This window comes from Gardnerella sp. DNF01204, assembly GCF_049244145.1.
Lineage (GTDB): Bacteria > Actinomycetota > Actinomycetes > Actinomycetales > Bifidobacteriaceae > Bifidobacterium > Bifidobacterium vaginale.
The window spans coordinates 1,188,613-1,208,114 of sequence record NZ_CP058379.1 but is presented as its reverse complement, the minus strand read 5'-3'; the positions used below and the strand labels follow the sequence as shown (position 1 = coordinate 1,208,114).

19 protein-coding genes and 1 pseudogene are annotated in these 19,502 nt (G+C 38.8%); 16 read left to right on the top strand and 4 right to left on the bottom strand.

The genetic code is table 11. From position 1 onward, the window contains the following. Positions 1-162 precede the first annotated feature (162 nt). The 13 genes from HXT46_RS04845 (at position 163) to HXT46_RS04785 (ending at position 14,017) form a co-directional block, all read left to right on the top strand. The gene (locus tag HXT46_RS04845) at positions 163-1,089 is read left to right on the top strand and encodes an ABC transporter permease (RefSeq protein WP_004113346.1); all 927 of its coding nucleotides are present in this window, start codon (positions 163-165) and stop codon (positions 1,087-1,089) included. A 12-nt stretch (positions 1,090-1,101) separates the two neighbouring features. Next, positions 1,102-2,091: an ABC transporter permease gene (locus HXT46_RS04840; RefSeq protein WP_004113345.1), complete on the top strand. Its 990-nt coding sequence runs from the start codon at positions 1,102-1,104 to the stop codon at positions 2,089-2,091. A 23-nt stretch (positions 2,092-2,114) separates the two neighbouring features. Beyond that, positions 2,115-4,142, top strand: a complete 2,028-nt coding sequence (locus HXT46_RS04835; protein WP_004113343.1) for a dipeptide ABC transporter ATP-binding protein — start codon at positions 2,115-2,117, stop codon at positions 4,140-4,142. Between the two features lie 132 nt (positions 4,143-4,274). Next, entirely contained in the window at positions 4,275-5,138 is an 864-nt protein-coding gene (locus tag HXT46_RS04830; protein WP_004113341.1) for an exodeoxyribonuclease III, read from the top strand. Positions 5,139-5,261: 123 nt separating this feature from the next. After that, a complete protein-coding gene (locus HXT46_RS04825; RefSeq protein WP_004114681.1) occupies positions 5,262-6,068 on the top strand; it encodes a DUF3710 domain-containing protein in 807 nt (268 codons plus the stop codon). Positions 6,069-6,124: 56 nt separating this feature from the next. Continuing rightward, positions 6,125-6,898, top strand: a complete 774-nt coding sequence (locus tag HXT46_RS04820) for a DUF3159 domain-containing protein (protein WP_014554438.1) — start codon at positions 6,125-6,127, stop codon at positions 6,896-6,898. 55 nt (positions 6,899-6,953) lie between these two features. Beyond that, complete coding sequence (locus HXT46_RS04815) at positions 6,954-8,381, top strand: class I SAM-dependent RNA methyltransferase (RefSeq protein WP_421785784.1); 1,428 nt, start codon at positions 6,954-6,956, stop codon at positions 8,379-8,381. 869 nt (positions 8,382-9,250) lie between these two features. Then, positions 9,251-11,260, top strand: a complete 2,010-nt coding sequence (locus tag HXT46_RS04810; protein ID WP_014554440.1) for an ATP-binding cassette domain-containing protein — start codon at positions 9,251-9,253, stop codon at positions 11,258-11,260. Beyond that, positions 11,257-11,649 (top strand): hypothetical protein, encoded by a 393-nt coding sequence (locus HXT46_RS04805; protein WP_004114689.1) that lies wholly within the window; start codon positions 11,257-11,259, stop codon positions 11,647-11,649. Before HXT46_RS04810 ends, HXT46_RS04805 begins: the two co-directional genes overlap by 4 nt. A 4-nt stretch (positions 11,650-11,653) precedes the next feature. Further along, a complete protein-coding gene (locus tag HXT46_RS04800; protein WP_016798451.1) occupies positions 11,654-12,526 on the top strand; it encodes an ABC transporter ATP-binding protein in 873 nt (290 codons plus the stop codon). Then, on the top strand, positions 12,495-13,145 hold the full coding sequence (locus HXT46_RS04795; RefSeq protein WP_004125684.1) for a hypothetical protein: 651 nt from the start codon (positions 12,495-12,497) through the stop codon (positions 13,143-13,145). The genes HXT46_RS04800 and HXT46_RS04795 overlap by 32 nt, the downstream gene beginning before the upstream one ends. A gap of 3 nt (positions 13,146-13,148) precedes the next feature. Next, the gene (locus HXT46_RS04790) at positions 13,149-13,538 is read left to right on the top strand and encodes a thioredoxin family protein (RefSeq protein ID WP_004125685.1); all 390 of its coding nucleotides are present in this window, start codon (positions 13,149-13,151) and stop codon (positions 13,536-13,538) included. Between the two features lie 5 nt (positions 13,539-13,543). Further along, complete coding sequence (locus HXT46_RS04785) at positions 13,544-14,017, top strand: thioredoxin family protein (protein WP_004125686.1); 474 nt, start codon at positions 13,544-13,546, stop codon at positions 14,015-14,017. Between the two features lie 161 nt (positions 14,018-14,178). Here the strand turns inward: HXT46_RS04785 and HXT46_RS04780 are convergent, their stop codons facing one another. Further along, a complete protein-coding gene (locus HXT46_RS04780) occupies positions 14,179-14,364 on the bottom strand; it encodes a hypothetical protein (protein ID WP_032834794.1) in 186 nt (61 codons plus the stop codon). A 294-nt stretch (positions 14,365-14,658) separates the two neighbouring features. Here HXT46_RS04780 and HXT46_RS04775 point away from each other — a divergent pair, with 294 nt between their 5' ends. Together HXT46_RS04775 and HXT46_RS04770 are read left to right on the top strand one after the other, a co-directional pair. Then, positions 14,659-15,222 (top strand): hypothetical protein, encoded by a 564-nt coding sequence (locus HXT46_RS04775; protein WP_004125687.1) that lies wholly within the window; start codon positions 14,659-14,661, stop codon positions 15,220-15,222. A gap of 13 nt (positions 15,223-15,235) precedes the next feature. Continuing rightward, on the top strand, positions 15,236-15,481 hold the full coding sequence (locus HXT46_RS04770) for a hypothetical protein (RefSeq protein WP_004125688.1): 246 nt from the start codon (positions 15,236-15,238) through the stop codon (positions 15,479-15,481). Between the two features lie 107 nt (positions 15,482-15,588). Here the strand turns inward: HXT46_RS04770 and HXT46_RS04765 are convergent, their stop codons facing one another. Beyond that, entirely contained in the window at positions 15,589-15,711 is a 123-nt protein-coding gene (locus HXT46_RS04765; RefSeq protein ID WP_014554445.1) for an IS3 family transposase, read from the bottom strand. 183 nt (positions 15,712-15,894) lie between these two features. Between HXT46_RS04765 and HXT46_RS04760 the strand changes: the two are divergent. Then, a pseudogene (locus HXT46_RS04760) lies at positions 15,895-16,698 on the top strand (transposase); the annotation flags it as partial. A 130-nt stretch (positions 16,699-16,828) separates the two neighbouring features. Here HXT46_RS04760 and HXT46_RS04755 read toward each other — a convergent pair. After that, positions 16,829-18,271 carry a hypothetical protein gene (locus HXT46_RS04755; protein ID WP_421785781.1) on the bottom strand — a complete coding sequence of 481 codons (1,443 nt, stop codon included), beginning with the start codon at positions 18,269-18,271 and terminating at the stop codon, positions 16,829-16,831. A 16-nt stretch (positions 18,272-18,287) separates the two neighbouring features. Beyond that, entirely contained in the window at positions 18,288-19,046 is a 759-nt protein-coding gene (locus HXT46_RS04750; RefSeq protein WP_004114709.1) for a hypothetical protein, read from the bottom strand. Between the last annotated feature and the right edge of the window lie 456 nt (positions 19,047-19,502).

Genomic DNA, 19,502 nt, shown 5'->3' with positions numbered 1-19,502 from the left:
AAACGTGCTGCTGCCTTCGAATGGCGAATAAAATTACAAAATTCTATCCGCTGTTCGAGGCAGCACTTTGTGTTTTTACTTAGGTTGGGTTAAATCAATATGCAAGCCACAAGTTGGGTGTGTGCTATGCGAATTTTTAAGTAAATATATAAGGAGAAACCAATGGGTAAATACGTTCTGCGTCGCGTTTTGCAGATGATTCCTGTGGTTCTCGGCACAACATTGTTGGTATACGCTTTGGTGTTTGCTTTGCCTGGAGATCCAGTAAAAGCAATGTTTGGAGATAAGCCAATTAACCATGCTGTAGAAGCGCAAATTCGTGCCGAGTATAACTTGGATAAGCCATTTATTATTCAATATTTGTTGTTCTTAAAGAATGCGCTTACTCTTGATTTTGGACATACTTTTGCTGGTCAGCCAGTAATTGACGAAATTGGTCGCGCATTCCCAGTAACCATTAAGCTTGCGTTGATGGCGTTTGCCTTTGAAGCCTTGTTCGGCGTAGCTTTCGGCATAATCTCTGGCTTAAAGAAAGGAAAGTGGTACGACAGTGTAATCCTGGTTGTATCACTTCTTCTTATTTCTGTGCCAACATTTGTTACTGGCTTTATTGGACAATACGTGTTTGGTGTTAAGTGGCATATTATGCCTGTTACAGCAAGCAATGATCCTGGATTCTACGATCTTCTTCTTCCTGCAATAGTTCTTGGATCCGTTTCAATGGCATATATTATTCGACTTACAAGGTCGGAAATTTCGTCAAACATATCGCTTGATTACGTGCGCACGGCTCGTGCAAAGGGCTTAAAAGAAGGTTCCGTTATTGTTCGACACATTTTGCGTAACTCGCTTATTCCTGTTGTTACATTCTTAGGTCAAGATTTGGGCGCTCTTATGGGCGGCGCAATGATTTCGGAAACAATCTTCAACATTCATGGCGTTGGATTCCTTACGTATCAGGGAATACTAAAAGGAGAAGGAAACCTTGTTGTTTCTATAGTTACGCTTCTTATGTTGATATTTGTAGTCAGCAATCTTCTTGTTGACATGTTGTACGCGGCTCTAGATCCGCGCATTCGTTACGCGTAAGGAGAGCACATTATGGAAGATAATTTGATGGAAGATAATTTGACTACAAATAATGCAAATTACAACACATTGCCAGGTCAGGAACGCTATGTTGCTCCTCTTGACGATACGCCTCTTCAAGAAGTTGATTCTGTAGACGAATCTGCTCCAGCTACAAGCATGTGGGCTGATGCTTGGAGATCTTTGCGCAGAAATCCATTGTTTATTGTTTCTGCAATTTTGATTATTGCAATTATTTTTGTTGCGCTCTTCCCAGGCGCTCTCACAAAGCACAATCCTAATTACTGTGTTTTGGAGCATTCGCTTGAGCCAGCTTCTGCTGCACATCCGTTTGGATTCGACATGCAAGGATGCGATATTTACGCTCGAGTTGTATATGGAACACGTACATCTTTAAGCGTTGGCTTGCTCGCAACGGCTTTAGTGGTGTTAGTTGGTTCGCTAATTGGAGCTTTGGCTGGATTCTTTGGCGGATGGATTGATGCGGTTCTTAGCCGAATCACCGATATCTTCCTGGCTCTACCAATGCTGTTGGGCGCAATCGTAGTTTTGCAAATGTTCCGCACATCTAAGTCGATTTGGAAAATCGTGTTTGTTATGGTTCTCTTTGGATGGGTAGGCGTTGCTCGAATCGCAAGAAGTGCCGTTATGGAATCCAAGAATCTTGAGTTTAATACGGCTTCTACAGCTTTAGGTTCAACTCCAATGCGTAATCTTTTCCGTCATATTATTCCAAACTCGCTGGCCCCAATCATTGTTGTAGGAACAACATCCCTTGGTTCTTACATTGTTTTGGAAGCAACACTTAGCTTCCTTGGTATTGGTTTGCCAACTACGACCGTTAGCTGGGGTGTAGATATTTCTACCGCTAGGAATGTTCTTACTACAAATCCAGAAGTTTTGTTCTATCCGTCTATTGCGCTCGCTATTACTGTTCTCGCCTTTATTATGATGGGCGACGCCGTAAAAGATGCGTTGGATCCAAAGAGCCGTAAGGCGTAAGTTAGCGTGGAGGAATAGTGATTATGAACACAGCAACACGTAAAAATGTAGATACCCTTGCAATGCAACGTGAGCAGGGTCCTTTGCTGGAAGTTAAAAATCTTCAAGTTGACTTTACAACGGATTCTAAAAAAGCCGTACACGCTGTTCGCGATGCGAGCTTCAACGTTTACCCAGGTCAATGGGTTGCAATCGTGGGTGAATCTGGTTCTGGAAAGTCAACTTCTGCAATGGCGGTTTTAGGCTTGCTTCCAGGAACAGGTCACGTTACGGGTGGTTCTATTAAGCTTAAAGGTCAAGAAATAAGTAATCTAAAGCCTAAAGATTATGCGGCTTTGCGCGGTACAGCAATGGGATTGGTTCCGCAAGACCCTATGAGCAACCTTAATCCTGTTTGGCGAATTGGAACTCAAGTTAAAGAAGCTCTTCTTGCAAATGGTGTTGACGTTAGTCATGAGAAGCGCTCCGCACTTGCAGAAGCTTTAGCAGGAGACGCTGTAGAAGTCAAAAGCAATGAAGATGAAATCTTCCTTGGCTCTAAAGAACTGAGCGCATTATTGGACGCTGCAAAGCAAGCTTTGGCGCAGGTTGGTCTTAGTGAGCAAACAAATGCCGAAAAGTTTAATGAAGCTATGGAATACTACAAAAAAGAGTGGGTTCCAGGTTCCGAAACTCGTTGGCGCGTTGCAGACGATTTAATTAAGTATGGCGTAGATGACGACAAAGCTTGGGAAATCGCAAAAAAGTATGTTATTGGAGCAAGTGTTGAAGACCGCATTGCTGGTTTGCTTGATGAAGCTGGTTTGCCAGATGCAGCAACTCGCGCAAGGCAATTCCCACACGAGTTTTCCGGCGGTATGCGTCAGCGCGCGTTAATCGCGATTGGCCTTGCGTGCCGCCCAGATTTGCTTATTGCAGATGAGCCAACTTCCGCACTCGACGTTACTGTGCAAAAGCGCATTCTTGACCATTTGCATACGCTTACTGATTCTCTCGGCACTTCTGTGCTCTTTATTACTCACGATTTAGGTTTGGCTGCAGCTCGCGCACAGCACGTTGTTGTTATGTATAAGGGTCGCGTTGTTGAATCTGGTCCATCTTTGGACGTTTTGCAGCATCCTCAGCATCCTTATACTAAGCGACTTGTTGCTGCCGCTCCAAGTCTTGCTTCTCAACGAATCATTTCCGTTAAGGAGCATGGTGGTAACGCGGATAATTTGCTTGAGCATCACGTAGTAGGCGAGCAAGCTCTTGAAAAGAGCGAGCATATTATTACAGTCGATCACTTAACCCGAGAGTTTAAGCTTCCGCGCAAGAAGGAGCTTTTCAAGGCTGTTGACGATGTTTCGTTCTCGATTAAGCGCGGAACAACGTTGGCAATCGTGGGTGAGTCTGGTTCTGGTAAGTCTACTGTTGCAAACATGGTTTTGCGACTTCTAAATCCAACAAGTGGAACAGTTACTTACGAAGGCAAGAATATTGCTGATTTCAAGGGTGCTGATTTGCTTGACTTCCGTCGACATGTGCAGCCAGTATTCCAAAATCCTTATGGTTCGCTAGACCCAATGTATTCGATTTATCGTTCTATTGAAGAGCCTTTGCGAATTCATAAGATTGGCGATAAAAAGAGTAGACAGAATCGTGTGCGCGAGCTTTTGGACATGGTTCGTATGCCTGCTTCTGTTATGACTCGCTTCCCGAACGAGCTTTCAGGCGGACAGCGTCAGCGCATTGCGATTGCGCGTGCTATGGCATTGGATCCGGATGTAATCGTTTGCGACGAAGCTGTGTCTGCTTTGGATGTGCTTGTGCAAGATCAGGTTTTGCATTTGCTTAACGATTTGCAAGCGGAGCGAGGATTAAGCTACTTGTTCATCACTCACGATTTGGCTGTTGTTCGTCAGATTGCGGACGAGGTTGTTGTTATGCAACATGGCAAACTTGTTGAGCATGCTACAACCGACGAAGTGTTTGATCATCCTCAAAAGGAGTACACTCGCGATCTTCTCGATGCAATTCCAGGTGGAAATTTGGAACTTGGCTTGGATTAGTCGCAAGCTGGTTTATGGGCCTTAAAACTAGTGTCTTATAAACTATAAATTTAAAATAAAGGTGTAGGAGTCAAAACTTCTGCACCTTTATTTTTGCGTACTTTGTGTTGTGTGCATATTAGAGTGGAACTTATGATTACAATTACGACTTCAAATTTGAATGGGATTCGTGCGGCTTGGCGCAAGGGGATGCTCGATTGGGTTCAAGATCACACGCCAGATGTGTGGTGTATGCAAGAGGTTCGTGCTCCGCAAGATGCGATTGATCCGATTATGAGTAAAATCAAGGATTTGTATACGTCTAAAAGTGGTGAATCTGGTCAAAATGACAGGCGATTTTCTGTTACAAATCAGATTTGTGAAATAAAAGGTAGAGCTGGTGTGGCGCTTGTAACGACTTTGCCAGTTGTAGAGCAGCGTTACGGTTTGCCTGGTTTAAGTGAAGACGTTGATTCTGGGCGATGGGTAGAAACCGACGTACATACTCCGCAAGGGTATGATATTACTGTTGCATCTGTGTATGTTCACGCTGGAAACGTTGATGATCCACAGAAAATGCAGCAAAAATTCCGCTTTCTAGATACTATGTTAAAGCGATTAGGGGAGCTTAGAGATATTGCTGCAAGTGGCGGAAATCAGGCGATTTTATGCGGTGATTTTAATATTGCACACACGCCTCTTGACATTAAAAACGCTAAAGCGAATGAGAAAAGTGCTGGATTTTTGCCAGAGGAACGCGCTTATATTGATCGTTGGATTAACGAGTATGAATTTGTGGACGTTATGCGTATGCTTGCTGGCGATATTCAAGGACCATACACTTGGTGGAGTCAACGAGGTAAAGCTTTTGATAATAACGTTGGATGGAGATTAGACTATCAGTTTGCAACACCTGAAATTGCAGAAACTGCATGCGGATTCGTAATTGATCGTGCTCAAAGCTACGATTCTCGCTGGTCTGACCATGCTGCTTTAAACATAAAATATAATGTGTGATTTTGCTTTGCTTGTGATAGGCTGGTGAAGTTGAGTAAAAATAGCCATTAGAAATATGTAAAGTATTCATCGAAAAATGGCAATTAGAGCTTATTAAGAAGAATCCATTAGAAAAGAGGAGCCATGGGATGGTTTAAATCCAAGCGCAAGTCGAAAGCTGCCAAAGATGATGCTGAGAATCTTGCAGAATTTCAATCCCAAAATTCCGCTCTAAGCGATCTGACTGCAGGCGGATATGATGCAGACACGTACTTAGGACGCGGAAGTCTTAGAGGTCCATGGGACATGTCTGATGAGAAACTACCTAATTTAGGTACTTATGTTGATTTCGGCTCCATATATATACCATATTTACAAGGTATAGAGTTGCGAGTAAAAAAGCAGCGTGAAACTGGTCAAGTTCTTGGCATAACTGTTACATATAAATCTTCTAGCATTGAGGTTGAAGCATTTGCAGCTCCTAAAACAGAAGGAATATGGAGTGAAGTTCGTGCGGATTTGCTTAAGGGAAACTCTAATGCTAGGGAAGCGAATGGAGTTTTTGGCAAGGAACTCATACTTCCAGTCAAGGTTGACGATAAGACAGTGGAAACTAGAATTGTTGGTGTGGATGGTCCGCGTTGGATGCTTCGCGGAGTGTTTTCTGGGAGTGCTGCTTTAGAGTCGCAAAAAACAAGCGAAGAGACTGTGCTTCTTAACAAGTGGTTTAGTGATATTGTTATAGACCGCGGAACAGAGCCACTTGCTCCTAGAGATATGATTCCAATGCACGATTTGGTTGCTCCAAGTAATGCAGGTAAAGATGGTTCTGCTGGTTCTGACGATTCTGAAGAAAATCTAGGTCGTCCAAAGGGTCCACTTGGTGCAGATCAGCAAGTAGAAGTCAAAACCACGCTAACTCGTGGACCAATGTTTTCTGAAATCAGATAGTTAAGAGTCGATAGTTAAGAGTCGATAGTAAAAGTCAGGCAGCAAAGGATATTGTCTTGGAAAAAGATTCGCGCGGCAAAAAACGCTCAGGATTAGCCTCTTTGGCTTCTATTGGATCTGAAGGAAACACGTTTTCTGTTATTGACTCCCTTGGAGGAGTTCGAGGCGTAATTGAATCCATGCTGCCAGGCTTGCTGTTTGTTATTTGCTTTGTTGTAACGCGAAACGTACAAACAACGGTTATTGCGTCTGCAGCTCTTGCAGTTTTGCAAGTTGTAGCTAGACTTATTCAACGCCAGTCGATTATGGGTGCTCTAAGTGGGTTGGTTTCTGTAGGGATTTGCCTTATTTGGGTGTGGACGAGTCATCAAGCTCGCGACTACTACATGATGGGCTTTATTACAAACGCTGTGTATGGTGCGCTTCTTGCGATTTCTCTGATTGTGCGCGTGCCAGCGCTTGGGCTTGTGATTGAATCGATTCGCAAAATGCCTACGGAAAATTTTGGCTCGTGGCTGCACAAATGGCTTGATTATAAGCCGCTTAAGCGAGCGTATATGTATGTTACTGGATTGTGGATTGGTGTTTTTGCGCTTAGGCTTGTTTTGCAAGTGCCGCTGTATTTGGCGAATAACGTTGTCTGGCTCGGTACAGTTCGATTGCTTATGGGATTGCCATTCTGGGCGCTCGCAATTTGGGTTTCTTACTTGATTATTGCAACGCCGTTTATGCGTCTTCATCATAAAAATCGCGAAGAAAATTATCGTGAAGAAAATCAAATTGACGAAGATCAAAACGATGTAAATTCAAGTGAAGTAAAATCAGCTTAACAAAAATCAGTGTTAGCGAATTGGCTTAACAAAACGCAAAACTAAGGGGTAGTTTATGCAAGTGACGATGCGAATCGAGCGTTATGCGGATCAAGGGAGATGCGTAGGTCATCTTGACGGACGCGTTGTATTCGTGCGATTTGCGCTGCCTGGTGAGCTGGTTGTTGTGCGCATGGATGAGCCGATGCGTGCAAAAGCGCACTTTTTTACTGGGGAAGTTGTGGAAGTTTTGGAGCCTAGCGCTGATCGTGTAGAGCCGCAATGGAAGCTCGCTGGTCCTTTGGCTCAGGGTGGCGGAGTTGGTGGCGCGGATTTAATTCATGTTTCTTTGCCTGGGCAGATTCGTTGGAAGGCGTCCGTAATTGCCAATCAATTCCAGCGTTTAGCGCATATGGATATTGCGGATAGCGATATTACTGTTGAGCGCATGCCGGGGGATGAGGAGCTTAACGGGTTTAATTGGCGTACGCGCATGGAGTTGGTTGCGGATGATGAAGGGCGATTGTCTATGCGTAAGCGCGAGTCGCATGATCGCATTGCGATTGATACTATGCCACTTGCGTCGCGCGCGGTTTTGGCTGTTGCGGATTCTTTGGACTTGTGGAATCGTTCTTTCTCGCCAAATGCGCAAATTCGTCTTGCTGTTCCAGAGCCTCGAGTTGATGGTTTTGATTTTAATGATAAGGCTGCGCTTCTTAGTGCGATTGGCGAAAATTATGCGCTTATAGTAAATGATGAGTTGGTTGCAGGATCGGCATTGTTGTGTGAGCGTGTACGCGTTGCTGTTGATGGAGATTCATCGCGTATGCGTACTTTTGATTACGATGTTGACGCCAGCGGTTTTTGGCAGATTCATCGCGCAGCTCCAGAGCATTTGGTGAACTACGTTTTGGGATTAGTTCGTTCTGCGCTTGGTGGTCGTACTAAGAATACGGTTTTGTGGGATTTGTATTCTGGATCGGGTTTGTTTACGATTCCGCTTGCGACTTTGGCTAATGTTGGAGGAGATTCTTCTAGTGCTGTGGGTGCTCTTGGTACTACTGGCACTTTTGGTTCTGCAGAGCCAGCGCGCGTGCTTAGTATTGAGGGTGCGCCGATTGCTGTAAAGAACGCAAGGCGAAACATTGGGCGCGCAGGGCTTAGCAGAGATATTGTTGAAGCGCTTGAAGGGGATGTTGCGCAAACGCTTGAATCGCAGGTGTTTAAGGCGAGTAAATCGTCTAAAATTGTGCGCCGATTTGCGCATCCAGATGTTGTTGTGTTGGATCCTCCTCGCGCTGGTGCTAAAGCTCAAGTTTGTAAGCAGATTGCGAAGTCTGGAGCAAGAGCTGTTGTGTACGTTGCCTGCGATCCGACTAGTCTTGCTCGCGATGTTGGTACGTTTAAGGAGCTTGGATACAGCGTTCAGTCTTTGCGCGCGTTCGACTTATATCCGGAAACTCATCACGTCGAGAGTGTCGTATTGATGTCAAGGGCTGATTAGGTGGGTGCATTTTTGCCCTTGTGCAGCAGGGGTTAGTGAGGGCTATCGTTAAAAGGTTTAATGCGAAGTGGCTTTAAGATGGGTTCTCGCGGTTTTTGAGCGCAGTTTGGCTGTTTGAGGGAACATATCAACGCTCTGGGGTCGAGTGCACAGGATGTTAACGTTAAAAAGTGCACCCACTTTGCACCCAGCTGGTGAAGTGGGAAATTGAAGTCATAAAACAAAAATAAGGTAAGATTTCACATATAAGGTGTGGTCGTACCTTATTTTTTGGTCTATAACCCGATAATTGAGAAAAATGAGCAATCGTAATAGAGGATAGTCTGCATATTTTCATGTGAATTTTATTTTCAAAATCATACATAATTCGCGATAATTACATTAATGCCAGGATGAAAGTTGGTGGAAATATCTGGTATATATGTGTTATAACATTTTCGTTGCAGTGTATTGACAAGACATCATAAATGATTTATAACTATGGTGAGAGTTGAGAATGCAACATTCGTCTATGATGTTGCGGATTTAGCTCTATAGGAGGTTTTTACTTGAAAGAGAGGAGATGATTATTATGAAGAAGCTAACACTAGAAGAATCTCGCTCGATTAGAGCTGGATGGATGTGCGTTGTCTGGGGTTTCATCTGCTGGGGATGATTCTCTAGTTCTGCATATGATTATATTACCAGATTTCATTACAACAGTAGATTAGGTTAGTCTCATTGTAGTGTTCTAACTGTAATCTATTTGCGTAATTTAGTATTTGAGAAAATTGATTTGATTGTATGATGCTTTTTAACATTTGTGATTAAATCTGTAGCGTGGAGGCTATGATAGCCTCCACGCCTTGAAACTTTGAGGAGCTCAATAGATGGTGGCTTATCCTCATAATATGCAAAATTTGACTTCAGATTGCGGTATTGCAGTTATCAAATCATTGCTAGAAAATTATCATAGATTTAATGAAAGAAGTTTTAAATCGGTTGTTTCTAGTTTAGATATTGAGCAAGGTTTATCTTTGTTTAATATTGAAGAGGTTTTGAAACAATTCGGAGTTTACGGTTCTAGTTATGAAGTTGAAGATTTTCATCTTCTTGATTTTACTAAGCCTATGATATTACTGGTTGATAGCAATGGCGAAAATCATTATATTCTATCGTATGGTGTTAAAGACGGTAAAGCGATTGTATCTGATCCTTCGCATGTAGTTCTAGAACAGGTTAATTTAAACGAGTTAAAAGGGGTATTTAAAGGGTATGTTTTCATAATTGAAAATGTTGTGGAGCGTACTCATCAGGAAAAGTTACTGCAAAAACATAGTCATGTAAAAAAGAATCTTAAATTACATGTTGATCTTTTATATTTAACAGTGTTGTTATGCATAATTCCAATTATAATTATTTTCTCAATTCAATATTTTTTGATTTATCAATTGCGGAATCTAGTTATATGGCAAGTATTGGTAATCTTTATTTTTGAGACATTGCTCACGTGTATTTATGTAAAATTAAAGACGGAATATAATGGAATTGTATCAAATGAAGATTCTCTAAAGCAAGAAGCGTTGGCTTTTTCTTTTTTGGAAGATATAGACCAGTTAAGTGAAAAAGATGAGAATATCTATAATAGGCTGATAAAGTTTTGGAATAATTTTAATGCGTCGGACTGGCAGTTAAAGAGGTATCTTTCATATTTCGAATTAGTTTGTGTAGTTCTTATTTTTAGTGCGACTTTTGCTTTTAGTAGAGGGATAGCTTTGTTGTCGATCGTATGCATGCTTACCTACGTCATTATCTTCAAAAAAGGCATCGTGACAAGAAAAAATTATAATAGGAATTATTTCAATAATATGGGAGAGCTTTCTGTTTTCATTGAGGAATCGATTCATAATAAGCTGGATAGATCCATATTCTCAAGTAAAGAGGAAGTATCTACTTATCTGAAAAGCATATTGCTCAAAGTGAAAGATTCATTTGCTAAACAGCGAGAAAGCACAGCTCATATTTTGACACTTTATGATGGGGTTATGTATCTGAATTTAAGTTTGATTTTTGTTTATGTAATGCTTATGTATTCCATCAAAATGGATATGAAAGTTGTCAGCGTTTTTATCAGCTTTGTAATCGTTTATATGGTTTATAGTCTTGGCAAGCCCGCTATACAAAAATTTTTAGATTTGGAGAGATATTCTTCGCTTGATTCCCATTATCGTAAACCACCTGCTATTGATAGAAACAATGCAGCAGATTTTACTATTACTGGAATATCTTTAGAAAATGTTTCAGTTTCGTACAGTCAAGACACTTCAGTCTCAGTCCTTTCTGGAATATCAAAGCAATTTCGTAGTCATAGCTTGATTTTGGTTAAAGGGAAGAATGGAATAGGCAAATCGACTTTAATGTATGTTATTATGGGCGTAGTACCAGTGTCTGCTGGAAGTGTGCATTATTATGACTCTGATAGGGATTTGTATGGTTATCCAATAGAAATGATTCAGAGTAGAATAAGTTGTTATCAGCAAAATCAATTTTTAAACTATGCTTCTATTGGTAAGAATGTTGCATATGATATTTATAAGAATGCAAGACAGCCAGTAGATAATATTTTTAAACTTGATTTAGATAAGATAATTTTTTATAACGGTGTGAATTTATCGCAAGGGGAACGACAGAAGGTTTTATTGTCTAGAAGTTTGAATAAAGAAGCAGATGTGTATATTTTTGATGAGCCTACTTCAAACTTGGATGATTCTTCTAAGAAGATTTTTATAGACAAAGTCTTGGAGTTAAAAAAGACTGCGATGATTTTTATTGTTACTCATGATGCAATGTTCGATAAAATTGCTGATGAAATAATAGATTTGGATGTGATTAAGAAATGAAAAGCAAAAAATGGATATTTGCAGCTACCATAGTAATCCTCGGTCTTATCAGTCTGCTGTATGTAGGGTATAAGACAAATAATGTTCGTTTTGGTATAATTCGTGATGATTTGCCAACACTAGTTTCAGGAGATTATAAAAATAACGATAACTTATCGTTAAAGCCAGGAGTGTATGCTATTTATGCAAAGAGAGGCAAAGGAGAGATACGCTTTGCTGGAAAGCTGTACAAGCTTGATGATGCTCTTTTTGTGCGTGCTCAGAAACAGCCAGGAAATGTTAAAAATGCTGTTATCTACGAAGAGAGTCCTAAAATTTTTATTGGTGAAGATAGTAAGATTTCTGTAAAAGGAGATCGGAAATTTTTAGTTTCATTTGTTAAGAGGTAATCTTATGAAGATATCTCATTTGAAAAAATCATATGGGGGAAAAGTCGTTTTAGATGACATTTCTTTGGAAAGCAGTGCTGGGCAAATTATTGCGTTAGTAGGCAATAATGGTTCAGGAAAAACCACGTTAATGAAGTGCATTGCAAATTTGATAGTTGATTATCAAGGCAATATTGAATTGGACGGTTCACTTTCATTTGCTATTGAGAATCCATCTTTTTATGACGAATTTTCTGTACAGGATAATCTTAGAGTGTTTGCTGCTTTGATGGGGAGAAAAGACTTTAATTGTGATAAATTATTGCATCAGGTGAGTCTCGACGAAGCAAAAAATAAAAAGTTTAAACAATTGTCGCTAGGTATGAAGCAAAAATTAAATATTGCTAGAATATTGCTCTCAAATAGTGAAATTATTCTTCTTGATGAACCTTTCAATGGATTAGATGTTCTTACTATAAAGCAGTTAAAAGACACTATCTTGTCATTGCGCTCACAAGGTAAAAGCCTTGTAATTTCAAGTCATATATTAGATGAGTTAGGTGAAATTGCTGATATTGTATGGTATTTAAAAAAAGGGAAAATTCAAAAAATTGTTAATTTTAACGATAATCTAAGAATTTATAATGTGATTGTTGTAAATGATGTGGATATTAGTAAATTGCTTTCTAACAGATATGAGGTTTTTTGTCGTAGCAAAGATAACAAAGAATCAACTTTTAGAATTAAATTGCCTAGAGAGGATATTGCCAAGGTTCTTAAATTGCTGATTGAGCATGGGGTACAAATCGTGGAATACAGTGATATTACACATGATATTAAAGATTTTATGTTGGAGGAAGATGATAATGAAGTACTATATAAAATCAGAAATTATTAAGTTTAGTCATCAGAAGCTTTTCTTATTGTCTTTTGTTTTGTATTTGGCATGTTGCGTGTTTATAGTATTTCAAGCTAAAAGAGGTGCATTTTTATCACAATATAAATTCTTTTCAACGATAACTATACTATTTTTAAGCCTATATCAGATATTATCAATTGGTGAATGGCAAGAGAAGAAAATTATTCATCATTATCTAGAGTATATTCCTAATAGGATTAAATTATTGTGTTTTATATATGGTGAATACGTAAGCATTTATCTAGTCGTAAATTTGGTATTTTTGTCACTAAATTACTCGTCTCTAGGGATAGTTATGCATCAACTGCTCGTATATCCGATAATTTTCCTTTTGTATATTGCTATAAATATGAATCTGTTGATATATTTTGAAAAAGTTGGTGTTACGATGATTCTTTCCTTTATATTATTATGGATATTGCCGAATTTGATAAACATAATATTGTCTCAAACATCCGTGTATTCTTTTCAGATATTTTATTATTTATCACCAGACTCGTTCACCGCTCTTACGTCTGCAACTTGTATTATTGCTCTAATGTATATTGTTATGTTTTTCCTATTGTCGTTATTACAATTTATGAAAAAGGAGTACTGAGTTATGAAAAGTGTAATATCTCGTATACTTCCAGCTATTGTCATAATGTTATTCGTTGGTTTTATTGCATATATTCATTTGAGTGGCTTAAGACCCTCATTTTCAGTATTACAGGAGAATAATATCTCAAATCTTAAAACTGGAGAAGTGCTCTATTTTGGTAGTTCAGGCTGTGGAGCATGTCAGGAATTCAATAAAGTTCTAAAAGAATATCAAGATGAAACGCATGCTAAAATTTATTATTGGGATGCCACAGACATGAAAATTGTGAGAAAGGCAGCTGAAATAAAGATTTACAATACTCCAACTATTGTAATGAGGAAGCGTGGGAAACTGGTAATTTCTCAAGGATATAAGAATTTGAAAGAGTTAGAGACTTTTGTAGAAAGCTAGTAGCGATGAAGAAGATTATTTTATACATTGTTTTAGTATTCAGTTTAATTGCAAATGCTTATTTTATTGTTGGACAAACTTACGAAAAGGATATGACGCATCCTACATTGACTATGTATGATAAATTAAATAGCCTGTTGGAAAAAAATTTTGTGTTGCGCAATAATGATGGAAAGAAGCTTATAGTTTATTTTGGAAGGCCGGGTTGTGGTGATTGTAATAAATTTGATCAAATATTGGGGGAAATGATCGACAAATATAAAATTAGTGATAGATTATATTATGTCAATGTTGAGAGGATTCACGAAAATAAATCTGAATGGCTTCAGTTTAAGAAGAAGTATAACATTAAAGGTACTCCGACGTTGGCTATATATAATCATAGAAAATTGTTAACAAAACTAGATTTTGAGGAGCATGGCGGATTCTCTCTTAAAGAACTAGAGATGTGGATTAGTAGAAATCTTGTTTCAGAATAACTAATAATGCAGATGCTTGATTTTTATGGTTATTTCCTAGAAAGTGTGCATAGAATTGGTGTGTCGTTACCATATTCTCATATTCATGCCAACCCTTTTCGTATAAACAAGTATGAATCCTCCCATGGTTTGTACGGGATTAATCGCGTTACCGTACCCTGTTATTTCTTCTTTTCCTCGTGAGGAGTATTTATAGTTTCTTGTTTAAAAAAACTTAACAGTCGTTTCATGACCAATTGTAACGGTTTTTGACGTGTTATATATTGACGATGTTGCTTTGAATAAGCGCCACATGTTTTGCATCTCCATCGTGTTTTCTTTGCACCGGTTTTACCATTCCTAACCATCTTGTTGCTACATACACTACCAATGGGATTATTGCAAGAGTTCATCATTTAATTACAACAGTAGATTAGGTTAGTTTCATTAGAGTATTCTAATTGTAGTCTATTTGCATAATTTAGTATTTTGGGGAATAACCCTATTTCTATTTGTTACAAGTAAAACTTAGAACACCTTATACATTTTATGTGTTATCAAAAATAGCAACAACAATTGTATGGCAAAAAATTATTGGATAGAATGAGTATTAAACCCAATGATAGGTCTTTTATATATTGTAATTACAAAGGAGAATTTCTATGAAATGTCATATTTTTAAGTCTATTGCTGTAGTTGTTGCAGCATTATCAACCTGTGTTTCTCTGGTATCAACTGCTCAAGCTAATGAGATAGTGGATAACGGACCAAGTGTTGTAGAAAGCAATGTCGGTGATGCGAATATAGATAATTATGCTAAGCGTCTTGAAATTATTTTTTCAAAGTATCTCAAGTTTGATGAAATTAATAAAAAATGGACTGTAACACAAGCAGGGGAGTTTTCTCATGTTCCGAAAGAAGTGCTTGAGAATTTAATTCATAAGCTCAATGCAAATGCATCTGTTGGTGAGATTTCGTCTAATGATAATCATGCAGTGCGTTCGAAGGATTATGTTAAATGTATAATTAAGACTACTGGTCTAATCGGTATTACTGGAGTATTTACTGCTACTTTCAAAAAGTTACTTGAAAAGCATCTTTGGAAGCAAGCTGCTATGTATATTTTAAAGGCAGTTGGTTCATCCGCATTTAGAGGTGGAGTTATGGGTCTAGCTACAAGTTTAGCAGCTTCTGCTATTTGGTGTTCGACTCCGTTTAGTGAGTGAGGAGGATATTCTCATGTACAAGGTTCTTATGTTCGTGCTGAAGTTGGTTATGTTTACAGCTGTGAATTTTATGTTCCTTTACTTGTCGATGGTGGTATTCGGCCATGATTTTGGTGTGATGTTCAAAACGTATGGGAATGCGCTCGGTCCGTTTACGTTCATGCTTGCTTTGATGACAACGATGTCGTTGCCTAATGAAGGAACTATTTTTGAGGGTAAGCGGCAAAAAAGTGTGTCTAAAAACCCGAGTTATCGTTGAAATACCAAGGAAAACTTGCTGTAGTTAAGCTGAAAAGCTTAACATTTAGTATTACTTGACATTGAAAACAAAAGGGGCTTAGGACAATTTTTAGACATTTTGTGCAATCATAGCACGATGTTCCATAATTGTCTTTTAAGCCCCATTTTAATTCTGTGATTGTTGTAAAAATCAATATAAGTATGAATAGCTTGACGTAATTCTTCTGTACTATCCCAGTTATGTTGCAAGAAGGTTTTCTCTTGCCAGAAGCAGGCTATCTTCTTGATATTAAAAACTATAAATAGATTCAAAAATGCATGTTTAGACCATTTGAGCCAGTCTGTTTCATTATAATTATTCTCTTTAACTACTCTAATCTTGCGCTCTAAAAGTCCAATACGTTGCTTAAGTGGAATTATTTTGCCAGTTGTTGCATTAGAGAAAATACTGAAGCATATAAAAGTTTACTTAATAATTTATTAGCTCTTACTGTTGTTATTACTGATGGGAACGCTGGCGCGTTGAGCGCTATTAAACAAGTTTGGCCAGAGACTCGAGTACAACGCTGTTTAGTACATATTAAACGTAATATACGCGTATTAACTACAAGCAAGCCTAGGCTGCAATCACATAAGGCTTTTGTGGGGTTTAGCTAAAAAGTTAGTTAAAATCAGAACGTTGAAAGAATCTGATTTATGGGTTAATTTACTACAGAAATCTTATAACCAGTGGAAAGATTGGCTTAATCAAAAAACGTTCCGTAGGAATGTTTCTGAAGAAAATATTCCTTCTTGGGTAAGAAGTAATCAACAATGGTGGTATACGCACCAGACAGCAAGAAAAGCTTATAATCTGCTTGCTATACAAGTTAAAAATGGTACACACTATTTACCTTTCTTGATCCTTTACTATTAGAGAAAACGAGCGTTCCTATTCCTAGTACTACTAATGCTTTAGAAGGTGGTATAAATTCACAGATAGATAAATTGGTAAGTGTTCATAAAGGATTATCTGAAGATCACATGCGTAGAGCTATAGAATGGTGGTGTTACTTCAGTCGTGAAAATCCTTCAAATCCTAAACAATTTATAACTTCTGAATGTTTTAAACCAAAAAATAAAAAAATTATTATTGATGATAATCCAATCGGACCAGCTCATTTAGACACTGGGTTTAACTTATGTAAAGCTGACTATCATCCAGATATTGCAATCAGAAAAGGGACTATGTGTTAAAGACACGCCGACTAATAGACACACTTTTTGCCGCTTACCCTTAGTTTCCCCCTACACGCACGACAGAATAAATCGGGCTTGACACTGCAAAATCATTCACAAGCATCAAGCCCAATACGTCAATTTCCGATCATTGCAACCATTTTGGATTCACAGCTGGAATTCCCGGATATAAATTCGTATTTTTCTGAGCTGTCAAATAGAGAAAATCTTTATTAACTTTTATTTTTTTCAATAATTTTCCAGTCTTCCTATCAAATCGTTCGATAACAAAATCTTTCAAATCAGAGGTATCGATAATCGATGGTATACGAACTATTTCATGGTTTCCTACCAGCAAACGATAGTTGACGCCCGCTGACGACTCTTGACGCGTAGTTTTATCTAACAATCGGCGAAGAACACCTGTTTGCGTATCAAGAGTAAACACTCGTCCATTCTCGGTATCAACAATATGAAGAAGCTTTTCATCGTATGCCTGTGCGTTTATGTAGCCAGCAATCTCATAAGAGACCGTGGTCGGACCATACAACACTTGACCTTTGCTGTTCTTCAATGGAATTGTTGTTATTTTACCAGTTTTCACATCCCATCGCACAAGAAAATGTTCCTGAATAGCTTTAACATCATCAGCAGAATCGCTGTGTTCTACTGCCATATCCTTTGTGCGAGCAGACGATGGACCATACGAATATAAGAAAGTAATCACACCATTGTTGCATCGTGGGCTATAAGCAGCATCAATTACTCCTGTAGATTCATTTTCTCCTTGATATAATTGCTCACCCACCATGTCTTTTTCATGGTGCCGCGATACCTCATTTAGGCCAACATTTGCTTCATTGACCATGCGATACAACACAACTTCATGCTTGTCTGTTTGAGCAATTGCATACGCTTGATTGCCACAGGTAGAACAAGTTTTAATAAATAGGTTCTCTGAAAATTGTATTGTTTGCTGCTTACTCTCACCTTTAGAAGTCGTAGAAAGAATCTTATATGTTGTTTTACCTCTATGCTTCATCATGCTTTCGTCATACAGATCAACAAAACCGCCATTAGCAAGAGAAAATGCAAAATTCTGACGTTGCACCTTTTCTATAGAGTTTACCGTAGGTTTTCCAGCGTTCACTGGTATGAAATAACTATCACGGGAATCTGTATAGTGAAGCGCCTCAGTATTCCAAATTGGCGTTTGGCCTTCTATATTGCTCACCTTATGCAGCTTAAAACTGCCATCTTCATAAACAATTGACATAAATGCGCTGCCATTGGGAATAAGAGATGTCTGAGGGTTATGCAGCGGGATTGCAACAACCGCATGCTGCAACCGAAGATTTTCAAATCTCTCCGAATGAGCAGATACTGTATATTCTGTCGATAAAACCCAATGAAAGGCACCTACAGTAACGGCTGCAATTACAGCAATTATACCTATAACCCCGAAAATCCAGACTACTACTCTATGAGTTTTATTCCCAGTTGTGAATGAAGATTGAGGTGCAGCATTACGCACATAATCATCATTCACTCTCTTGTGAGCTTCAGATTCATGAATAAATTTTTTCCACATAATGACCGCACCTCAACTACTGAACATATTGATATTCCCTAACATATCCAGAATTTTTAATATCATATGGCCACACATATTCACCACTACCAGTATCCAAATCAATACCAGCACCATAATAATATGCAGCCCACACTAATTGAGAACAGTTAAGACCTCCCCAATCATTTCTATTAGTATCAGTAATATCTGCATTGTAACCCCTACCAATATAACCAATTGCCCGACGCGCCGCTTTATCGCGGTTTCCCTGGGAAGTTTTTACTTCAAGAATAGAGGCACCGCCGGCTGCGACACTATTTTTCCTTGATACTCGATGAGCATTCTGGAACATCCCTACTGCTTCGACAATATCATCACGATTAACATAAATTCCAGTATGCCCATGCTTCCAAACGAAAAATGATGAATTATTAGAAACAAAAATATCTCCTGTATGACGAGCTCTTGGTAACTGTGTATTCCCACTTCTTACAGAGAACCTCGCAGTATCTAACACTGAATCACGAACCGATTTCTCCACCCTACTAGCAATCGAGTCAGGGCTCTCACCAGTGCGACGCGAGGTCTCCTTTATCTGCTCATCAATTTCTTTTTCACTGAGTGTGTGATTCAGATAAGTTGATATATCCCCCAGTCTTTGCTGATAATTCTCATTATTATCTTGTCCAAATGCCAATGGGGAAAAAGTAAATAAACAAGCAGCAGAAACAACTACAGATAGACTTCGCATTATTATATTTTTCATAATATCTCTTTCTCGATAAGAAGGCATACTATGCATCTTTACAATAGTAAAACACCTTGCTCTTATTGTACGCTTCTATGAAAAAATATGCAATACTCTTTCCCTGCAATCTCGTGTATGCAACCCCGTATATGTGCGTATTTGTCAGGTTTTTGAAGAGCCTCTTTAGCATAGTAATAACTTTAACGTTTTATCTGAAGTGTTTTAATCAGAAGCTCTAACGGTAACACTAAAAGTAGTTAGGCCTATAACACTTTTTGCGGAGTGAGGATTTCTGATATTAATACGGTTGGGATTATATTAGATTTGTTGGGATTGTATTAAATACAGTTGGACTTTATTAGCTACGGTTGGGACTCTATTAGAGCGTGGCTAATGCTCGTTTTGTTTTCTAAAACGAGTGTTGTTTAACGAGAAGGGGGGTGAAAACATTGTTAACGCTTAAACCTCAAAGCACGTAGCTTTCAAGGCAAGTGTGGTTTT

Excerpts from the sequence above, each read along its gene's own strand:
- HXT46_RS04805 (WP_004114689.1), top strand. The coding sequence starts at position 11,257 with ATGAAAAGCAAAAAATGGATATTTGCAGCTACCATAGTAATCCTCGGT.
- HXT46_RS04825 (WP_004114681.1), top strand. The coding sequence starts at position 5,262 with ATGGGATGGTTTAAATCCAAGCGCAAGTCGAAAGCTGCCAAAGATGAT.
- HXT46_RS04815 (WP_421785784.1), top strand. The coding sequence starts at position 6,954 with ATGCAAGTGACGATGCGAATCGAGCGTTATGCGGATCAAGGGAGATGC.
- HXT46_RS04835 (WP_004113343.1), top strand. The coding sequence starts at position 2,115 with ATGAACACAGCAACACGTAAAAATGTAGATACCCTTGCAATGCAACGT.
- HXT46_RS04785 (WP_004125686.1), top strand. The coding sequence starts at position 13,544 with ATGAAGAAGATTATTTTATACATTGTTTTAGTATTCAGTTTAATTGCA.
- HXT46_RS04780 (WP_032834794.1), bottom strand. The coding sequence starts at position 14,364 with ATGGTTAGGAATGGTAAAACCGGTGCAAAGAAAACACGATGGAGATGC.
- HXT46_RS04795 (WP_004125684.1), top strand. The coding sequence starts at position 12,495 with ATGAAGTACTATATAAAATCAGAAATTATTAAGTTTAGTCATCAGAAG.
- HXT46_RS04830 (WP_004113341.1), top strand. The coding sequence starts at position 4,275 with ATGATTACAATTACGACTTCAAATTTGAATGGGATTCGTGCGGCTTGG.
- HXT46_RS04800 (WP_016798451.1), top strand. The coding sequence starts at position 11,654 with ATGAAGATATCTCATTTGAAAAAATCATATGGGGGAAAAGTCGTTTTA.
- HXT46_RS04810 (WP_014554440.1), top strand. The coding sequence starts at position 9,251 with ATGGTGGCTTATCCTCATAATATGCAAAATTTGACTTCAGATTGCGGT.
- HXT46_RS04775 (WP_004125687.1), top strand. The coding sequence starts at position 14,659 with ATGAAATGTCATATTTTTAAGTCTATTGCTGTAGTTGTTGCAGCATTA.
- HXT46_RS04770 (WP_004125688.1), top strand. The coding sequence starts at position 15,236 with ATGTACAAGGTTCTTATGTTCGTGCTGAAGTTGGTTATGTTTACAGCT.
- HXT46_RS04750 (WP_004114709.1), bottom strand. The coding sequence starts at position 19,046 with ATGCCTTCTTATCGAGAAAGAGATATTATGAAAAATATAATAATGCGA.
- HXT46_RS04845 (WP_004113346.1), top strand. The coding sequence starts at position 163 with ATGGGTAAATACGTTCTGCGTCGCGTTTTGCAGATGATTCCTGTGGTT.
- HXT46_RS04755 (WP_421785781.1), bottom strand. The coding sequence starts at position 18,271 with ATGTGGAAAAAATTTATTCATGAATCTGAAGCTCACAAGAGAGTGAAT.
- HXT46_RS04840 (WP_004113345.1), top strand. The coding sequence starts at position 1,102 with ATGGAAGATAATTTGATGGAAGATAATTTGACTACAAATAATGCAAAT.
- HXT46_RS04790 (WP_004125685.1), top strand. The coding sequence starts at position 13,149 with ATGAAAAGTGTAATATCTCGTATACTTCCAGCTATTGTCATAATGTTA.